12 protein-coding genes are annotated in these 16,558 nt (G+C 73.0%); 8 read left to right on the top strand and 4 right to left on the bottom strand.

From position 1 onward, the window contains the following. Positions 1-1,120 (bottom strand): FG-GAP repeat domain-containing protein (locus tag QSK20_RS29860; RefSeq protein ID WP_285791953.1); only part of this gene is annotated, 1,120 nt, incomplete at its 3' end. A 272-nt stretch (positions 1,121-1,392) separates the two neighbouring features. On the opposite strand from QSK20_RS29860, the gene QSK20_RS29855 reads away from it, so the two are divergent. The 6 genes from QSK20_RS29855 to QSK20_RS29830 all read left to right on the top strand — a co-directional run bounded on the left by QSK20_RS29855 (position 1,393) and on the right by QSK20_RS29830 (position 12,319). Continuing rightward, positions 1,393-4,677: a DUF2961 domain-containing protein gene (locus tag QSK20_RS29855; RefSeq protein WP_285791952.1), complete on the top strand. Its 3,285-nt coding sequence runs from the start codon at positions 1,393-1,395 to the stop codon at positions 4,675-4,677. Next, a complete protein-coding gene (locus QSK20_RS29850) occupies positions 4,677-6,800 on the top strand; it encodes a family 43 glycosylhydrolase (RefSeq protein WP_285791951.1) in 2,124 nt (707 codons plus the stop codon). The genes QSK20_RS29855 and QSK20_RS29850 overlap by 1 nt, the downstream gene beginning before the upstream one ends. A 116-nt stretch (positions 6,801-6,916) precedes the next feature. Beyond that, on the top strand, positions 6,917-8,512 hold the full coding sequence (locus QSK20_RS29845) for a sugar ABC transporter ATP-binding protein (RefSeq protein WP_285791950.1): 1,596 nt from the start codon (positions 6,917-6,919) through the stop codon (positions 8,510-8,512). Continuing rightward, entirely contained in the window at positions 8,509-9,573 is a 1,065-nt protein-coding gene (locus QSK20_RS29840) for an ABC transporter permease (RefSeq protein WP_285791949.1), read from the top strand. Before QSK20_RS29845 ends, QSK20_RS29840 begins: the two co-directional genes overlap by 4 nt. Positions 9,574-9,595: 22 nt before the next feature. Beyond that, positions 9,596-10,597 (top strand): substrate-binding domain-containing protein, encoded by a 1,002-nt coding sequence (locus tag QSK20_RS29835; RefSeq protein WP_285791948.1) that lies wholly within the window; start codon positions 9,596-9,598, stop codon positions 10,595-10,597. A gap of 87 nt (positions 10,598-10,684) precedes the next feature. Next, the gene (locus QSK20_RS29830) at positions 10,685-12,319 is read left to right on the top strand and encodes a fucose isomerase (RefSeq protein ID WP_285791947.1); all 1,635 of its coding nucleotides are present in this window, start codon (positions 10,685-10,687) and stop codon (positions 12,317-12,319) included. Here the strand turns inward: QSK20_RS29830 and QSK20_RS29825 are convergent. Both QSK20_RS29825 and QSK20_RS29820 read right to left on the bottom strand, forming a co-directional pair. Then, the gene (locus tag QSK20_RS29825) at positions 12,255-13,400 is read right to left on the bottom strand and encodes a LacI family DNA-binding transcriptional regulator (protein WP_285791946.1); all 1,146 of its coding nucleotides are present in this window, start codon (positions 13,398-13,400) and stop codon (positions 12,255-12,257) included. The genes QSK20_RS29830 and QSK20_RS29825 overlap by 65 nt on opposite strands. 209 nt (positions 13,401-13,609) lie before the next feature. Then, positions 13,610-14,305, bottom strand: a complete 696-nt coding sequence (locus QSK20_RS29820; RefSeq protein ID WP_285791945.1) for a DUF3159 domain-containing protein — start codon at positions 14,303-14,305, stop codon at positions 13,610-13,612. 93 nt (positions 14,306-14,398) lie between these two features. Between QSK20_RS29820 and QSK20_RS29815 the strand changes: the two genes are divergently transcribed. Next, on the top strand, positions 14,399-15,280 hold the full coding sequence (locus QSK20_RS29815; RefSeq protein WP_285791944.1) for a phosphatase PAP2 family protein: 882 nt from the start codon (positions 14,399-14,401) through the stop codon (positions 15,278-15,280). 71 nt (positions 15,281-15,351) lie between these two features. On the opposite strand, the gene QSK20_RS29810 is transcribed toward QSK20_RS29815, so the two are convergent. Next, on the bottom strand, positions 15,352-15,804 hold the full coding sequence (locus QSK20_RS29810) for a YbhB/YbcL family Raf kinase inhibitor-like protein (protein WP_285791943.1): 453 nt from the start codon (positions 15,802-15,804) through the stop codon (positions 15,352-15,354). Positions 15,805-15,884: 80 nt separating this feature from the next. Here QSK20_RS29810 and QSK20_RS29805 point away from each other — a divergent pair, with 80 nt between their 5' ends. Beyond that, complete coding sequence (locus QSK20_RS29805; RefSeq protein WP_285791942.1) at positions 15,885-16,556, top strand: maleylpyruvate isomerase N-terminal domain-containing protein; 672 nt, start codon at positions 15,885-15,887, stop codon at positions 16,554-16,556. Positions 16,557-16,558 lie beyond the last annotated feature (2 nt).

The raw sequence follows: 16,558 nt of genomic DNA, 5'->3' as shown, positions 1-16,558 counted from the left end.
TGGCGAAGAGGTCGTGCCATTTTTGGGGTGGGCCGAATGTGGTGCCGGTGGAGAGGGCGATGATGACGTCGGCGGCGGTGGTGGGTCCTTGGGTGAAGGTGATGATGTCGTCTTTGCCGTCGCCGTTCACGTCACCCAGGGCGGGAAACTCGCCGGTGATGGAGAAGTAGTCGTGCCATTTGACGGCGGTGCCGGCGAACGACGAACCGGTGGAGAGCGCGACGTACACGTCGCCGGCCGCGTTGTGCGTGAAGGCGACGATGTCGTCGCGCCCGTCGCCGTTGACGTCGCCGACCGCGCCGATCTCCGCGCCGGGGGCGAACCAGTCGTGCCACTTCTGGCCGCCGCCGAAACTGGTGCCGTTCGACAGCGCCACGTACACGTCGCCGGTGTTGCTGTGCGCGAAGGTGACGATGTCGTCCCTGCCGTCGCCGTTGACGTCGCCGGTCGAGGCCGTCTCGCCGCCGATGGAGAAGAAGTCGTTCCACTTCACCGAGGTCCCGGCGAAGCCGGTGCCGGTGGACGTGCTGACGTAGACGTCGGCGAGGGCGTTCTGGGTGAAGGTGATGATGTCGTCGCGGCCGTCACCGCTGACGTCGGTGGCGGACCCGGCGGCCATGGCGTGGGTGCGCGCCGCCTCGTTCAGCAGGGTCCGCGCCTTGGTCGCCACCTGGTCGTAGCGGTCGGGGAAGCCGGAGCGCTGCACGCACTGGGCGACCTGACCGGCGGTGTACTGGGGGTTGTTCCGGTCGCAGACGATTGCGCGGGTGACGTACTGCGTGCTGGCGTAGACCGGGTCCATGATCTGCTCCGGCGTGCCCCAGCCGTAGTCCCACCGCTGTTGGAAGACCCCGAGCGACGACTTGTCGCCGCACGGCAGGTTGTTCATGTGTGACTCGACCCAGCCGGCCTCGAACGCGGACAGCATGACCTTGTCGTTGACGTTGTGGGCACGGGCGACCCGGTAGACGATCACGGTGATCGCGGGATCGTGGTTGGCGGGGATGGAGGCACAGGCCAGCGGTCCGACCGGAGCGTCGGCGTGCGCCGGAGCGGCCACCACGACCGACGCCAGCGCGGTGCAGAGGCTGACCAGCAGGGCCAGGGGAGTACGTCTCACGATGCTCCTGTCCAGGGGTGTCAGCGGTTCGGCGAGCGGCGCCACGGAACCGGTCCGGTGCCGGCGCGGGCGCTGCCGGTGGCCGTGCGTACGTGAGAAATCGATTGCCGAGGAGTATCGCCAGGACCATGACCGCTGTCAATGCGTCGTGAAGTTCTCCTTCAGCAACTGGGTGGCGACGGTAAAGTATTGACAACTTGCGATGTTCCCAGTTAACTGCCGAGCAATCGATTTCCCGCGCGGTTGCCGACGGTCATCCTGGAGGGACATCCATGAAGCCCCACGTCCGCCGCTGGCTGGCCCTCGTCGCGGCGCTGGCGACCGTGATCCCCCCGACGGCGGCACACGCCGCCCCGTCCGCTCCGCCCCCGCCCGCTGCCCCGCCGCCCGCGCCGCTCGCCGTCGCCGACGGGAAGGGCCCGGTCGGCTGGGACGTGTACCGCCGGCTCGACCGGCTGCCCGAGCTGGCGGCCGGCAGCCGTACCCGGCAGTTCTCCAGCTTCGCCCGGGACGGCTCCAACGACGACGGCTTCGTCGGCACCTACTCCTGCCTGCGCCAGTCCGGCGGCTGCGTCATCGCCGAGGACCGTGGGCCCGGCGAGGTGCAGTCGATCTGGTTCACCCGCGACGACGGCAACGTCAGCGCCACCGGCTGGATCCGGATCGAACTCGACGGCGTCACCGTGGTCGACGCCAGCCTCCAGCGGATCGTCGACGGCGGTCTCGGCCACCCCTTCGTCTGGCCGCTGGTCACCAACGCCGACCAGACCTCGGGCGGGGTGACCATCAAGGTGCCGATGCCCTACCGCGACTCGATGCGGATCACCACCCAGTTCAACCCGCTCTTCCACCACGTCACCTACCGGGAGTTCGCCGACGCGGTCGGGGTGTCCACCTTCGACCCGCGCGACCCGGCGACCGACGTGGTGGACCGGTTACGGGCGGCCGGCCAACGTGACCCGAAGCCCGCGCAGCCCGGCGCGACCACCGTGACCGCCCGGGTGGACGTCCCGGCGGGCGGGCAGTCGACGATCGCCACGCTCACCGGGCCCGGCGCGGTCACCGCGCTGCGGCTGCGGGTGCCCGACGCGGCGGCCACCCCGGCCACCCTGTCGGGCCTGCGGCTGCGGATCTCCTTCGACGGACGTACCACGGTGGACAGTCCGGTGGGCGAGTTCTTCGGCGCGGGCCTGGGCGAACGGTCCGTCCGTTCCCTGATGTTCGCCATGGACACCGCGCCGGGCGGCTGGTACACCGCCTGGTGGCCGATGCCGTTCCGGTCCACCGCCACGGTGTCGGTCGCCAACACCACCGGCGCCCCGGTCACCGGCGTCCAGGCCGAGGTGACCACCGCGCCGGGCGCCACCTGGACCGGCGCGCTCGCCCCCGACGGCACGGCCGGCTACTTCACCACCCACTCCCGCCGTGCCGAAACGGTGGGGGGCAGCGACTGGATCGTCGCCGACCAGGCCGGTCGGGGACGGTTCGTCGGCGTGTCCCAGACCGCCCGCGGCCACATCGTCGGCGGCAACACCCGCAACTACCTGGAGGGTGACGAGCGCGTCCACGTCGACGGCTCGCCCACGCCGCAGATCTACGGCACCGGCACCGAGGACTTCTACGAGTCCGGGTGGTACTTCAACCGTGGCGAGTACAGCGGCGTGTTCACCGGCAACACCGCCCACCTGTTCCGGTCCGGGGGCTGCGTCGACGAGTGTGACGCCGTCTACCGGCTGATGATCGGCGACGCGGTCTCCTACGCCACGGCGCTGCGGTTCGGCATCGAGCACGGCCCGGCCAACGACATGCCGGCCGACTACGCCTCGACCGCGTTCCTCTACACCCAGCCGAGCGTCGCCCTGCGCCGCACCGACGCGCTGGTCACCGGGGACGCGGCCAGCCGTACCGCGCACGCCTACACCGACTCCGGCAGCCAGTCCGCGCTGACCACGCCGTACGAGGGCGACGACGACAACGTCCCGGTCACCGGTCAGGTGCGCTCCGGCGGCGGCGCGGTCAGCTTCCGGCTCGCCGTCGACCCCGCCAACCAGGGCGTACGGCTGCGCCGGCACGGCGACCAGGCCAACGGGTACCAGCAGGCCGCCGTGTCGGTCGACGGCACGCCGGCCGGGGTGTGGCTGCAAGCGCTGGGCAACGGCCGGCAGCGCTGGCTGGCCGACGAGTTCGTCCTCCCGGCCGCGCTGACCGCCGGCCGGTCGACGGTCACCGTCACCCTGACCCCGGTGGCCGGCGCCCCGGCCTGGACGGCGGCCCGCTACGAGGCCGACAGCATGGTCGCGCCGTTCGTCGACACGTCCGCGCCGGGCACGGTCACCGGTCTCACCCTGGCCGGTGGGCGGGTGCACGCCCTCGGCCTCGCCTGGTCGGCGTCGTCGGACAACGTGGGCGTCGCCGGCTACCGGGTCTACGCCTCGCGCAACCCCAACGTCGCGACCACCCCGGCCAACCTGGTCGGCACGACCCGGACCACCACCTTCCGGCACGGCCCGTTGCCGGCCGCGCAGACCCGCTACTACCGGGTCGTCGCGGTCGACGGCGCCGGCAACGCCGCCACGCCCTCGGCCGAGGTGTCGGCGACCACCCGCACCCGCAACACCAGCGACGCCAACGGCGACCGCCGGGACGACGTGGTGGCGTTCACCCGGGGCGCCACCGCCGACGTGACCACCTCGCTCTCGGACGGCACCCGGTTCGTCCCGGACACGCGGATCTGGAACGACTTCTTCGCCGTCGGCACGGAGATCCCGTTCACCGGGGACGTCGACGGCGACGGCCGGGCCGACGTCATCACCTTCACCCGTGGCGACACCGCCGACGTCTACGTCGGACTCTCCACCGGCACCACCTACGCGGCCGGGGTGAAGTGGCACGACTTCTTCGCCACCGGCACCGAGATCCCCGCGGTCGGCGACGTCGACGGCGACGGGCGCACGGACATCATCACCTTCACCCGGGGCGGGGCCGGCGACGTGTACGTGGCGCTGTCGACCGGCAGCGGCTTCGGTCCCGGCGTCAAGTGGCACGACCACTTCGCGATCGGCGACGAGATACCGGCGGTGGGCGACGTCGACGGTGACGGGCGCGACGACCTGGTGACGTTCACCCGGGGCACCACGGGCGACGTCTTCGTCTCCCTCTCCGACGGGACCCGGTTCGTCGAGGACGGCTGGAAGTGGCACGACTCGCTCGTGCTCGGCGACCAGTTGCCGGCGCTCGGGGACGTCGACGGGGACGGGCGCGACGACGTGGTGACGTTCACCCGGGGGACGTCGGGTGACGTGTTCGTGGCGCTCTCCGACGGCGGCCGGTTCGTCCCGCAGGCCACCCGGTGGCACGACTGGTTCGCCATCGGCGACGAGCTTCCCGGCGTCGGCGACGTCAACGGCGACGGACGCGCGGACCTGGTCACGTTCACCCGGGGAAGCGCGGCGGACGTCTACGTGGCGCTCTCCACCGGCGGCGGCTTCGGCGCCGGTGTCCGGTGGCACGACCGCTTCGCGCCCGGCACCGACCTGCCCCGGCCGAGCGTGTCGTGATGCGGATCCCCCGGATGCTCGTGGTGCTGCTGCTGGGCGCCGCCCTGGTGACCGTCCCGGCCGGGCCGGCCGCCGCCGAGGACGTCGTCCGGGTGGAGGCGGAGGCGCTGACCGTGACCTCGTCCACCGCCCCGGTCGAGGCGCAGGCCAACTGCTGCGGGGTCGCCTGGTCGGCCGGCCGTCAGCTCTGGCTGCGGGCGGCTCGGGCGGGGGACTCGGTCACCGTGACGTTGCCGCCGGTGCCGGCCGGACAGTACGACCTCGGTGCCGTGCTCACCCGGGCCGCCGACTACGGCACCCTGCGCTTCGCCGTCGACGGGGTGGCCGTCGGTCAGCTCTTCGACGGCTACGCGCCGACCGTGCGGCGCGTCGAGGCGGTGCCGCTGGGATCGGCCTCGCTCACCGCCGGCACCCACCGGCTGACCGTGACGGTGACCGGGCGGTCCGCGTCGTCGACCGGCTTCCTCGCCGGCCTGGACACGATCGCCCTGCGGCGTGTCGGTCCGCTGGCGGCGGTGACCACCACGGCGTACGAGACGGTGGGCGAGACGCCGGCGCGCGGGCCGCTGACCCGGGTCTACGACCCCAGCGTGGGGGAGCCGGTGGCCTGGTACTACAACGACCACACGCTCGTGCGCGACGAGCGGACGGGAATGTGGCACGTCTTCGCCATCACCCACGCGGAGCCGGGCGCGCCGCAGGACGAGAAGAGCTTCGGTCACGCGACCGCCCCCACGCCCACCGGTCCCTGGACGAAACGACCACCGGCGCTGGTCGCCGACCCGGCGGCGGGCGAGCAGTGGATCTGGGCGCCGCACGTCGTGCACGACCGGGGCGTCTACTACATGTTCTACGCGGCCGGGAGTCCCGACTACGCGAACTACCGGATGCACCTGGCCACCTCGACCGACCTGTTCACCTGGACCCGCAGCCCGGCCAACCCGCTGTTCACCGACGGCTGGGAGGGACGCGACCCGATGGTGACGCGGGTCGGCGACCGCTGGGTCATGTACTACACGGCGACCTCCCACCCGCAGGGCGGCAACCACGTGGTCGCCTACCGCACCAGCACCGACCTGCGGACCTGGAGCGGGCGGGGCGTCGCGTACGCGTCGCCGCACACCGGGCGGGCGGCCGGGCAGACGGAGTCGCCGTTCGTGGTGCGCCGGGGGGACTGGTGGTACCTCTTCGTCTGCTGCGACGGCACGGACTACGGCGCGGCGTACCGGCGCACCGCGGTCTACCGCAGCCGGGACCCCCTGCGGTTCGAGGGGGCGGAGAAGGTGACCGTGCTCGACGCGCACGCCGCGGAGGTCGTGGTCGACGGCGGGAACTGGTACCTCAGTCACGCCGGCTGGGGGCAGGGCGGGCTCTGGCTCGCCCCGCTGACCTGGTCCACCGGGGTCGTCGCCCGGGGCTACCAGGTCAGCACCGGATTCCTGCGCGCCGACGTGCGGACCTGGCCACACACCCGGATCGCGTCCCTGGAGGTCGATCCGGCGGGCGCGGGGGCGTACCGGTCGGCGCTGGACTCGTCGCACCGGGGGACCGGCCCCTACCTGGCGGTCGGCCGGTTCGACGTCACCGACCGGGCGGGCCCGCCGGCCCGGGTGGACGTCTCGGCCGACGGTTCCCGGCTCCACCTGGTCGGCATCCGGATGGGGGACGAGCCGGTCACCGCCGACTGGCTGCTCACCGTGGCGCCCCGGTGGACCGGACCGGCGCTGCAGAGCGACGTCACCTGGTCGGTCACGGGCCCGACGACGGCGCCGGTGTGGGAGGTGGCGTTCAACGTCGACGGCGCGCTGCCGGCGGTCGGTGACCCGGCCGTGGCCTCCCGGCCGACCGGTGACGTGACGGGCATGCCGACGTGGTCGATGACCTCGGGAGCGGACCTGTCCCTCGTCGTCGCGCACCGGTGGGCCTCGGCCTGGCGCGGTGACAACACCTGGTACGACGCGGGGCACGCGATGGCCGCCTGGCAGCCGCTCTGGCGCAGCGGCGGCACCTCGTGGCCGCCGGGACAGTACCCGGGTGGGACGTGGCGGTTCGCCGCCAGCGGAGTGGGACGGGACACCGCGTTCGCGGAGACCGTCCACGCGGCCGTCAACGCGGTGCCGTGAATGGTCGTGTCTGGTGGGCCGGGCCGCCGCTCGACCCGTGTCGACGGCCTCGACGGCGGTTCGGGGCCCGTCCACTCTCGCCGGCAATCGATTCCCGAACTCCTGCGGAGGCCCGGGTGAGCGGCCAGGTGACCGTCTCGATGTCCGGCATCGCGAAGCGCTTCGGTGGCGTCCACGCCCTGCGGGGTGTCGACCTGAACCTGCGGGCCGGCGAGGTCCACGCCCTGCTGGGCGAGAACGGGGCCGGGAAGTCGACCCTGATCAACATCCTGTCCGGCGTGGTGACCGAGTACGACGGGAGGATCTCGGTCGGCGGCGAGCCGGTACGCTTCGCCGGTCCGGCCTCCGCCCAGGCCGCCGGCATCGCCACGATCCACCAGGAACTCGACCTGGTGCCGGCGCTCTCCGTCGCCGAGAACCTCGTGCTCGGCCGGGAACCGCGTACCCGGCTACGGACGCTCGACCGGCGGGCGATGATCCGTACCGCCCGCGACTGGCTGGGCCCGCTCGGCGCGGAGATCGACCCGCGTCGACCGGTCGGTTCGCTGCGCGTCGGCGAGCAGCAACTCGTCGAGATCGCCAAGGCGCTCTCCCTCGACGCCCGGGTCCTCGTCATGGACGAACCGACCGCCGCGCTCGCCGACGCCGAGGTACGCCGGCTGATGTCCACCATCCGCGCGCTGCGCGAGCGCGGCGTGGCCGTCGTCTACATCTCCCACCGCCTGGAGGAGATCGAGGACATCGCCGACCGCGCCACCGTCCTGCGCAACGGCGAGGTGGCCGGCACGCTGCGCCCCGACCGCACCGACCGGCAGCGCGTCATCACGCTGATGGTCGGCCGCCCGGCGGAAGCGCTGTTCGGCGCGGGACGCGGCGGGCCCGGCCCGGCGGAAGCGCTGCGCGACGCGGGACGCGGCGGCACCGACCCGACCGGGCCTCCGGTCCTGGTGGTGGCGGAGCTCGCGGTCCGGCCCCGGGTGACCCGTCCCGGACGCTGCGAACCGTCCGGGGTCAGTCTGACCGTCCGCCCCGGGGAGATCGTCGGCCTGGCCGGCCTGATGGGATCGGGTCGTACCGAACTGCTGGAGACGCTGTACGGCGCGGGCCCGGCCGGCCGGCGTACCGGCGTGCTCCGGCTGGCCGGCCGCCCGTACGCCCCGCGCGGCCCCCGGTCCGCGCTGCGGGCCGGCGTCGGGTTCGTTCCCGAGGACCGTCGCCGCTCCGCCCTCGTCCTGGAGCATCCGGTCGGCCGGAGCATCGTGCTGGCCGCCCTGCGCCGGTTCACCACCGCCGGGGTCGTCCGGGTGGGACGTGAGCGGGACGCGGTCCGCGAGCAGATCGCCGCGCTGGCGATCAGGACACCGTCGGCCGGCGCTCCGGTCGGCGCGCTCTCCGGCGGCAACCAGCAGAAGGTGGTCTTCGCCCGGCACATCCTCACCCGGCCCCGGCTGCTGCTGCTCGACGAGCCGACCCGTGGGGTCGACGTCGGCGCGAAGGCGGAGATCTACCGGCTGCTGCGTCGGCTCGTCGACGACGGGATGGGCATCCTGCTCGCGTCGTCGGAACTGCCCGAGCTGACCGGGGTCTGTGACCGGATCGTGGTGCTCCGCCGGGGACGGACCGTCGCGGACCTGCCGGCCGACGGGTGCACCGGCGAGGACATCCTGACCGCAGCGATGGGCGGCGCGTACGCCGGAAGGGACGAGCGATGACCCACCTCCGCGAACCGGGGGAGAGATCCGCCGCGCCGCCCGGTGCCGCCGCCGGCCGGTGGTGGGGCCGCCCCGGTGGCCGGGGCGACCTCGTCGAGCGGCTCTTCGCCGTGCAGAGCCTCTTCGCGCTGCTGGTCGTGTTCGTGCTGGCCGTCGTCTTCTCGCCCCGCCGCGACGGCGAGATCCTGTTCCTCTCCACGGAGAACCTGGGCAACGTCGTCCGCGCGGTGTCCGAGATCGGGATCATCGCGGTCGGCATGACGTTCGTCGTCCTGCTCGGCGGCATCGACCTCTCCGTCGGCGCGATCCTCGGCCTCTCCGCCGTCGGCACCGCGACGCTGATGGTCGACTCCGGACTGGGCATCCTGCCCGCGGTCACCGTGGTCCTGCTGATCGGCGCGGTCTTCGGCGCGTTGCAGGGTTACGCGACGGCCCGGCTCGGTATCCAGTCGTTCATCGTCACCCTCGCGGGACTCCAGGTGGCGCGCGGTCTCGCCCGGATCTGGTCGGGCGGGCTCGGCATCCCGATCGCCTACGGCGACGGCCCGCAGGAGGCGCCCCCGGCGTTCGAGATCCTCAACGGAAGCGTCAACGGGGTGCTGCCCGTCCCGGCGGTGCTGTTCGTGGGCATCGGCGTGGCCGCGATCGTCGTGTTGCGCAGGACCGCGTTCGCCCGGCACGTCTACGCCATCGGCGGCAACGAGAAGGCCGCCCGGCTCTCGGGGGTGCCCGTGCTGCGGGTCAAGGTCGCGGTCTTCGCCATCGCCGGCCTGCTCGCCGCGGTGGCCGGCGTCATCCACGCCGGCCAGCTCAACCAGGGCAGCCCCAACGACGGTGCCGGCTACGAGCTGGACGCCATCGCCGCGGTGGTCATCGGCGGCACCAGCCTGGCCGGGGGCACCGGCTCGATGGGCGGCACGCTCGCCGGGGCGCTGCTGCTCGGCATCCTCAACAACATCCTCGCGCTCAACAACATCGACGCCAACGTGCAGCTGTTGATCAAGGGGCTGGTGATCGTGGCCGCCGCCGGGTTGCAGAAGCTGCGCCACAGCATCGCCTGAACCGCCACCGACAAGGAGCGTCATGATGCGCACCCGTACCGTCGTTCTCGCGTTGCTGTGCAGCGGCGCGCTCGTCACCTCCGGCGCGTGCAGCGTGGAGAAGCCGTCCGACGGCGACGCCGCCGCCGGGAACTGCGGCACCGGCAAGGAGTTCCTCATCGGCATGTCGCAGGCGAACAACGCCGAGCCCTACCGGCAGGTGATGAACACCGACGTGCAGACGGCGGCGAACTCCGTCCCCGGGTTCACCGTGGTGGTCGCCGACGCGGCGCAGGACAACAGCAAGCAGGTCGCCGACGTGGAGAACTTCCTCACCCAGCGGATCGACCTGCTGATCATCTCGCCGAACGAGGCCAGGCCGCTGACCGCGGTGGTGCGGAAGGCGCACGACCGTGGCGTCCCGGTCATCGTGCTGGACCGCAAGGTGGAGGGCGAGGCGTACACGGCCTTCGTCGGCGGGGACAACGTCGCGATCGGGAAGGCCGCCGGCGAGTTCTACGCCCGGACGCTGCTGCCCGACGGCGGCAAGGTCATCGAGATCACCGGTCTGCCCGGCTCCACCCCGGCGGCCGAACGCGCGCAGGGCTTCCGGGAGGGCATCGCCGGCAACCCGAAGATCGAGATCGTCGCCTCCCAGCCCGGGGACTGGCTGCGGGAGAAGGGGCAGTCGGTGGCCGACGCGCTGCTCAAGACGCATCCGGACGCCGCCGCCGTCTACGCGCACAACGACCCGATGGCCGAGGGCGCGTACCTGGCCGCGAAGGCGGCCGGGTTGCACACCCGGGTGAAGTTCACCGGCATCGACGCGCTGCCGGTCCCGTCGGGCGGCATCAAGGCCGTCGAGCAGGGCCGGCTCGCGGCGACCTTCCAGTACGCCACGGGCGGCCGGGAGGCCGTCGACCTGGCCCGCCGGATCCTGGTCGACTGCGACCGGGACGTCCCGCGGACGACCACGCTCGCCACCATGCAGGTCACCAGGGAGAACGCGGCCGAGACGTACGCCCGGCTCGGCGGTGTCGGCTGAGACGTCGACCGGCACGACCCGACGGCAGGCGCGCCTCGCGACCTCGCCCCAGCCAGGCACCGACGAGCCAGTGGAGGACGTCAACCCGTGAGCAACTACCGCATGCCGGTGCTGGTCGACCCGCCGGCCGCCGCCCCCCGGACCGTCTACACGGTCGCCAGTGGCGACCTGCGGCGCAGCGCGAACGTCGCCGGGTGGCCGACCCAGCAGCGCCTGGAGGCGGATCTCGCCGCCGCGGTCACCGCGCTGGGCTGGTCGGTCCAGCGGGCCCACCCGGTGGACGCGGTCACCGGTCACGGCTTCGTCGACAGCCAGCGCGCCGGCATCGAGATCTTCCGGCGGATCCCGGTCGACGCCCCGCTGGTCGTCGTGGAGGCGGTCTGGCAGTACAGCCACCACGTGTTGGCCGGGTTGCGCGCCCACCGTGGCCCGATCCTGCTCGTGGCGAACTGGAGCGGGGCGTTCCCCGGCCTGGTGGGCCTGCTGAACCTCGCCGGCAGCCTCACCAAGGCGGGCGTGCGCTACTCGGCGCTGTGGAGCGAGGACTTCACCGACGAGTGGGCGCGCGACGGGCTGAAGACCTGGCTGGAGACCGGCGAGGTGGTCCACGACGAGAGCCACGTGCGGGACCTGCCGCCGTTGCCGTCCGACGCCGAGGTGGCGCTCGGCCGGGCGCTCGCCGCCCAGCTCCAGCGGGAGAAGGCGATCATCGGCGTCTTCGACGAGGGCTGCATGGGCATGTACAACGCGATCATCGACGACGAGCTGCTCAACCCGCTCGGCGTCTACAAGGAACGGCTGTCGCAGAGCGCGCTGGTCGCGGAGATGTCGCGGGTGTCCGACGAGGAGGCGTACGCGGTGCGGGCGTGGCTCGACGCCGCCGGCATGACCTTCCACACCGGCACCGACGAGGCGACCGAACTGACCGACGCGCAACTGCTCAGCCAGTGCAGGATGTACGTCGCCGTGCTGCGCATCGCCGACGACTTCGGCCTGGACGCGGTCGGCATCCAGTACCAGCAGGGACTCAAGGACACGGTGCCGGCGAGCGACCTGGCCGAGGGGCTGCTGAACGACGTGTCCCGGCCGCCGGTCACCAGCCGGGACGGGACGCGCGAGCTGTATCCGGGACAGGCGCTGCCGCACTTCAACGAGGTCGACGAGGGCGTCGCGGTGGACTCCCTGGTCACCAACCGGATCTGGACGGCGATGGGGATGGACCCGGCCACCACCCTGCACGACATCCGGTGGGGGGAACGGTACGGGTCGGACTTCGTCTGGGTGTTCGAGATCTCCGGTTCGGTTCCCGCGTCGCACAACGGCGGCTACGACCGGTCGTACAGCATGCGGCAGCCGCCGATGTACTTCCCGCTCGGCGGCGGCACCCTGAGCGGTGTCTCCCGGCCGGGGGAGATCGTCTGGTCGCGGATCTTCGTGATGGACGGGACGCTCCACGTCGACCTGGGCCGGGGCAGTGTGGTGGAGCTGCCGGCCGCCGAGACGGAGCGTCGGCTCCGGGCCACCACCCCGCAGTGGCCGATCATGCACGCCGTGCTGCACGGCGTGGGCCGGGACCAGTTGATGGCCCGGCACAGGGCCAACCACGTCAACGTGGTCTACGCCGCCGACGCCGACGCCGCCGACCGCGCCCTGCGGGTCAAGGCCGCGATGCTCGACGCGCTCGGGGTGCGGGTGCACCTGTGCGGTGACGTCGCGCTGTGATCGCGGGGCAGGTGTCCTCGCCGCCGGCCGGCCGGGTCGGTGCGGCCCCGGGGCTGCCGTCCGCCGGCTGTGCGTCCGGCGGCGCGGCGGCCCGGACCGAACTCTCGCGGACCTTCAGGGCCGTCCGCAGGGTGACGGTCGAGGACGCCTTCGCCGGGTTGGTGATCCGTTCGGTGAGCAACGCCGCGGCGGCCCGCCCCAGGTCGTAGGTGGGCTGCGTGACGGTGCTCAGCGAGGGCCGGACCAGATGGGCCCAGGGAAGGTCGTCGAACCCGACCACGCCGCACTGGGTGGGCACGACGACCTCGCTGTCGAGCAGGCACTCCACGGCGCCCACCGTCATCAGGTTGTTGGTGACGAACACCGCGTCCGGTGGCTCGGCCGCGTCGAGCAGGGAGGCCATCGCCCGGTAGCCGCCGTCCTCCCGGAAGTCGGCGTACCGGACCAGGTCCTCCGTCACGGTCCGCCCGGACGCGCGCAGGGCCTGCTGGTATCCGCGTAGCCGCTGCACGGCGGTGGAGATCCGTCGTGGTCCCGTGATGCAGGCGATCCGGCGGTAACCGTTGTCGACCAGGTGGGCGGTGGCCATCTCCGCCCCGTGCACGTTGTCCACCAGCACGGTGTCCACGGCGACGCCACGGGGCTGCCGGTCGATGGCCACGACCGGCATCCCGGCCCCGGTGAGCCGGTTGATCAGGGACGGCCGTCCCGACGGCGAGATGATCACGCCCGCCATCCGCTCGTCCAGGGCCGCGGTCACGTAGCGGGTCTCCTTGTCGGGATCCTCGTCCCCGTTGCACAGCACCACGGAGAAGCCCGCCTCCTGCGCCACGTCCTCGATGCCGCGCACCAGGGCGGTGAAGAAGGGGTTGCCGATGTCCGAGATGATCACGGCCCAGAGGCTGGTCCGCTGCCGACGCAGGCTGCGGGCGACCGCGTTGGGGCGGTAGTCCAGGTCCAGCATGGCCTGGCGTACCCGCGCCGCCAGGTCCGGATCGACCGACGAATGCCCGTTCAGCACCCGCGACACCGTCGACGTCGACACCTCGGCCATCCGCGCCACGTCATAGATGGTCGTCATATGCCGCCCCTGTCGGTGTCCTGCGCTCATCCAGCGTCAGACCTCGAAGGTGACCAATGGGGCGTCATGGCCCGTGTGGCTGACACGCGATGATGGTTGACCTGAGATCCTATACCGACAAGGAATCGATTTCTCTCCGTGCCGCCACCGGCAGTCCGATCGTCGGATGTCGATGGTTGTCGTCGGGTCGAGGGCTGGCGTCCGGCGACTCAGGGGCGAGGCGCGTCCGGTTCCGACGGTACGACCGGATGCCGCAACCCCGGATGCCCGGCCGGCAGCGACCGGCGCACCACGAACCAACTCACCGCCAGCACCGTGGCCACCAGCGGCCAGGACAGCGCCACCCGGGCCACCACCAGCGCGACCACCTGCCCGCCGAGGTACAACGGCACGAAGACGGCCACCCGCAGCGCGTACGACGCCACCCACGCCCAGCTGCCCCGACCGTACGCGCGCAGCAGCGCCGGGTCCCGCCGCCAGCGGGTCCGCTGCCCGAGCGCCACGCCGACCACCACACCGAGCAGCGGCCAGCGCACCGCGATGCTGACCACCCACACCAGTGCGCTGGACACGTTGGCGAGCACCTGGAGCAGGAAGAAGTCGGTCGCCCGACCGGTCCGCAGGGCGATCAGCGCGGCCACGCAGACCGCGAGCAACCCGATCAGCACCGAGCGGGGACGGTCGCCCCGGCGCAGTCGCCACCCGGCCACCGCTGCCCCGGTGAGCAGCGCCGCGAGCACTCCGCCCCCCAGCGACTCCCCGCCCAGCAGCCACCCCACACCGAACGCGAGCGGGGGCAGGGTGGCGTCCACCGCACCCCGGCGTCCGCCGAGCAGGTCGGCCAGGGACTCCGGTCCCGGCGGGTCGGGTACGGGCGGCTGATCGGTCTGCGGCGTACCGGTCACCGTCACCTCCTGCTCGACACCCGGTCCAACTTAGCGCCGAACCGTCGTCGGCCCGTTGCCCGGGCCGGTCGCCCGGGGCGCTACCGTGTCCGGGTGCAAGCGTCAGCGAGGGTCTGGACCGGGGTGTGGCTGGTGCTGCTTGCGGTGGCGCACGTCGTCGCCCTGATCGCGGTCTGGCGGCTCGCCCTGCACACCGAGACCGGCCAGTGGCTGGACACGGTGGCCCTGACCGGCAACCAGATCGGGCAGGACCGCATCGACGAACCGGTCGACCGGGTGCTCAACGCGGTGTCCGTGGTGTCCCTGCTGGCCGCCACCGCGATGATCGGGTTCATCGCGTTGCTGCGCCGCCGGATCGCCCTGGCGGTCACCGCCACCGCGCTCATCGTCGGCGCGAACGTCACCACCCAGCTGCTCAAGTACGGTCTCGCCCGGCCCGACTACGGCATCGACCCGGAACGGGCCGCGGTCGGCAACAGCCTGCCCAGCGGGCACGCCTGCGTCGCGGCCTCGGTGGCGGTCGCGCTGGTCCTCGTCCTTCCCCGCAAGGTCCGGGTGCTCGGGGCGTTCCTCGGCGCCGGGTACGCCGCCGTGAACGGCGTCGCCACCCTCTCGGCCGGCTGGCACCGCCCCAGCGACGCGGTCGCCGCGTTCCTGGTGGTCGGTGCCTGGGCCGCCGCCGGAGGGCTGCTGTTGCTGCTCACCCAGCGGGAACAGGCCCAGGTCGAATCGGCCGACGCGCACCGCGGGGCGGCCCTGGTGCTGGGTGTCGCCGGCCTGGTCGCGATCATCGTTTCGGCGGTCGCCCTGGGCTGGCTGGACGGTCAGCCCACGGAGCCGGTCCGCGAACTGACCCGGCGGCCCCTCTTCGTCGGGTACGCCGGCAGCGCCGCCGGCATCGTCGGGACGATGGGTGTGGTGATGGCCCTGGTGCTCGCGTCGGTGCACCGGCTGGTGCCCCGGGTCAAGGGCTGACCACCGCCGGGCGGGCCCGGCCGCCGCAGCGGCAGGCCCATGTTCTCCGCCGCCGAGCCGCGTCGCCAGGGTCAGCGGTAGAACGTGCCGACCGTCGTCCCGCTGGCGATCTCCTGCCCGGCTAGCGCCCGGTGCACGTCCGGCGCGTGCGGGGTCGCCGGCAGCTCCAACGGCCGGTCCAACGCGTACAGCCGGAAGAAGTAGCGGTGCGCCTCCTCGCCCTGCGGCGGGTGCGGCCCGGACCAGCCCGTCTCACCGAAGTCGTTCGGCCACTCCCGGCCACCCACCGGGACCGCGCCCTCGTCCGTGCCGCCCGTGGCGGGATCGATCCCGGTCACCAGCCAGTGCAGGAACGGCGTCTTCCCGGCGTCCGGATCCTCCACCATCAGCACCAGCTCGCGCGCCGAGCCGGGGACCTCGGCCCACTGCAACGGCGGCGACAGGTTCCCCCCGTCCCGGGAGAACCGTCCCGGCAACAGGTCGTGGTCGTTGAACGCCGTGCTGCGCAGCATGATCCCGGCCATCGCGCCTCCACCTCCCCTTCCCTCGTCTGGCCGCGGGTACCCGCCAGGTCCGGGCCGAAACGGCATGGGAGAGTACGCCGGTGACCCCGGTGCAGGTGGCTTTCCGCGACGAGTGCGCGCAGCTCGCGACGGTCCTGCGCACCCTCGACGACGCCGACCTCGACCGGCCCACCGGCTGCCCGCCGTGGACCGTCCGGGAACTCCTCGCGCACGTGCGCACCGGCGTCGACCGGCTCACCGGCATGCTCGCCGCTCCCGCCCCGCCCCGCGCGGAGGTCGACGCCGCCGGCTACTTCGGGGCGGCCAAGTTCGCCCCGTCGGTGGACGCCGACCGGGTCGCCAGCGCCCGCCGGGAGGCCACCACGCTGCCCGACCGGGACGCACTGGTCGCCGACTTCGACCGGGCCTGGCGGGCCACCGACGCCGCCGTCCGCGCGCAGCCACCCGGACGGCTGGTGCGCACCCGGCACGGCGACGCGATGACCCTGACGGACTTCCTGGTCACCCGGGTGGTCGAGGTCGGTGTGCACGGACTCGACCTGGCCGCCGCTCTGGGACGTCCGTCCTGGTTGACACCGGCGGCGGCGGAGGTCGTCGCCGGGCTGCTCACCGATGGCCGGGACGTGCCGTCCGAGCTGGGCTGGAACCGGTCCACCCTGGTCAGCCGGCTCACCGGGCGGTCGCCGCTGACCGGACCGGAACGGGCCGTCCTGGCGGCGGCCGGCTTCCGGTGGCTCTCCTTCGCCGGCTGACC

The organism is Micromonospora sp. NBRC 101691, from assembly GCF_030269285.1.
In the GTDB taxonomy this organism is placed as follows: Bacteria; Actinomycetota; Actinomycetes; order Mycobacteriales; family Micromonosporaceae; genus Micromonospora; species Micromonospora echinospora.
The sequence above is the reverse complement of the archived record's forward strand: the minus strand, read 5'-3'. Positions and strand labels throughout refer to the sequence as shown.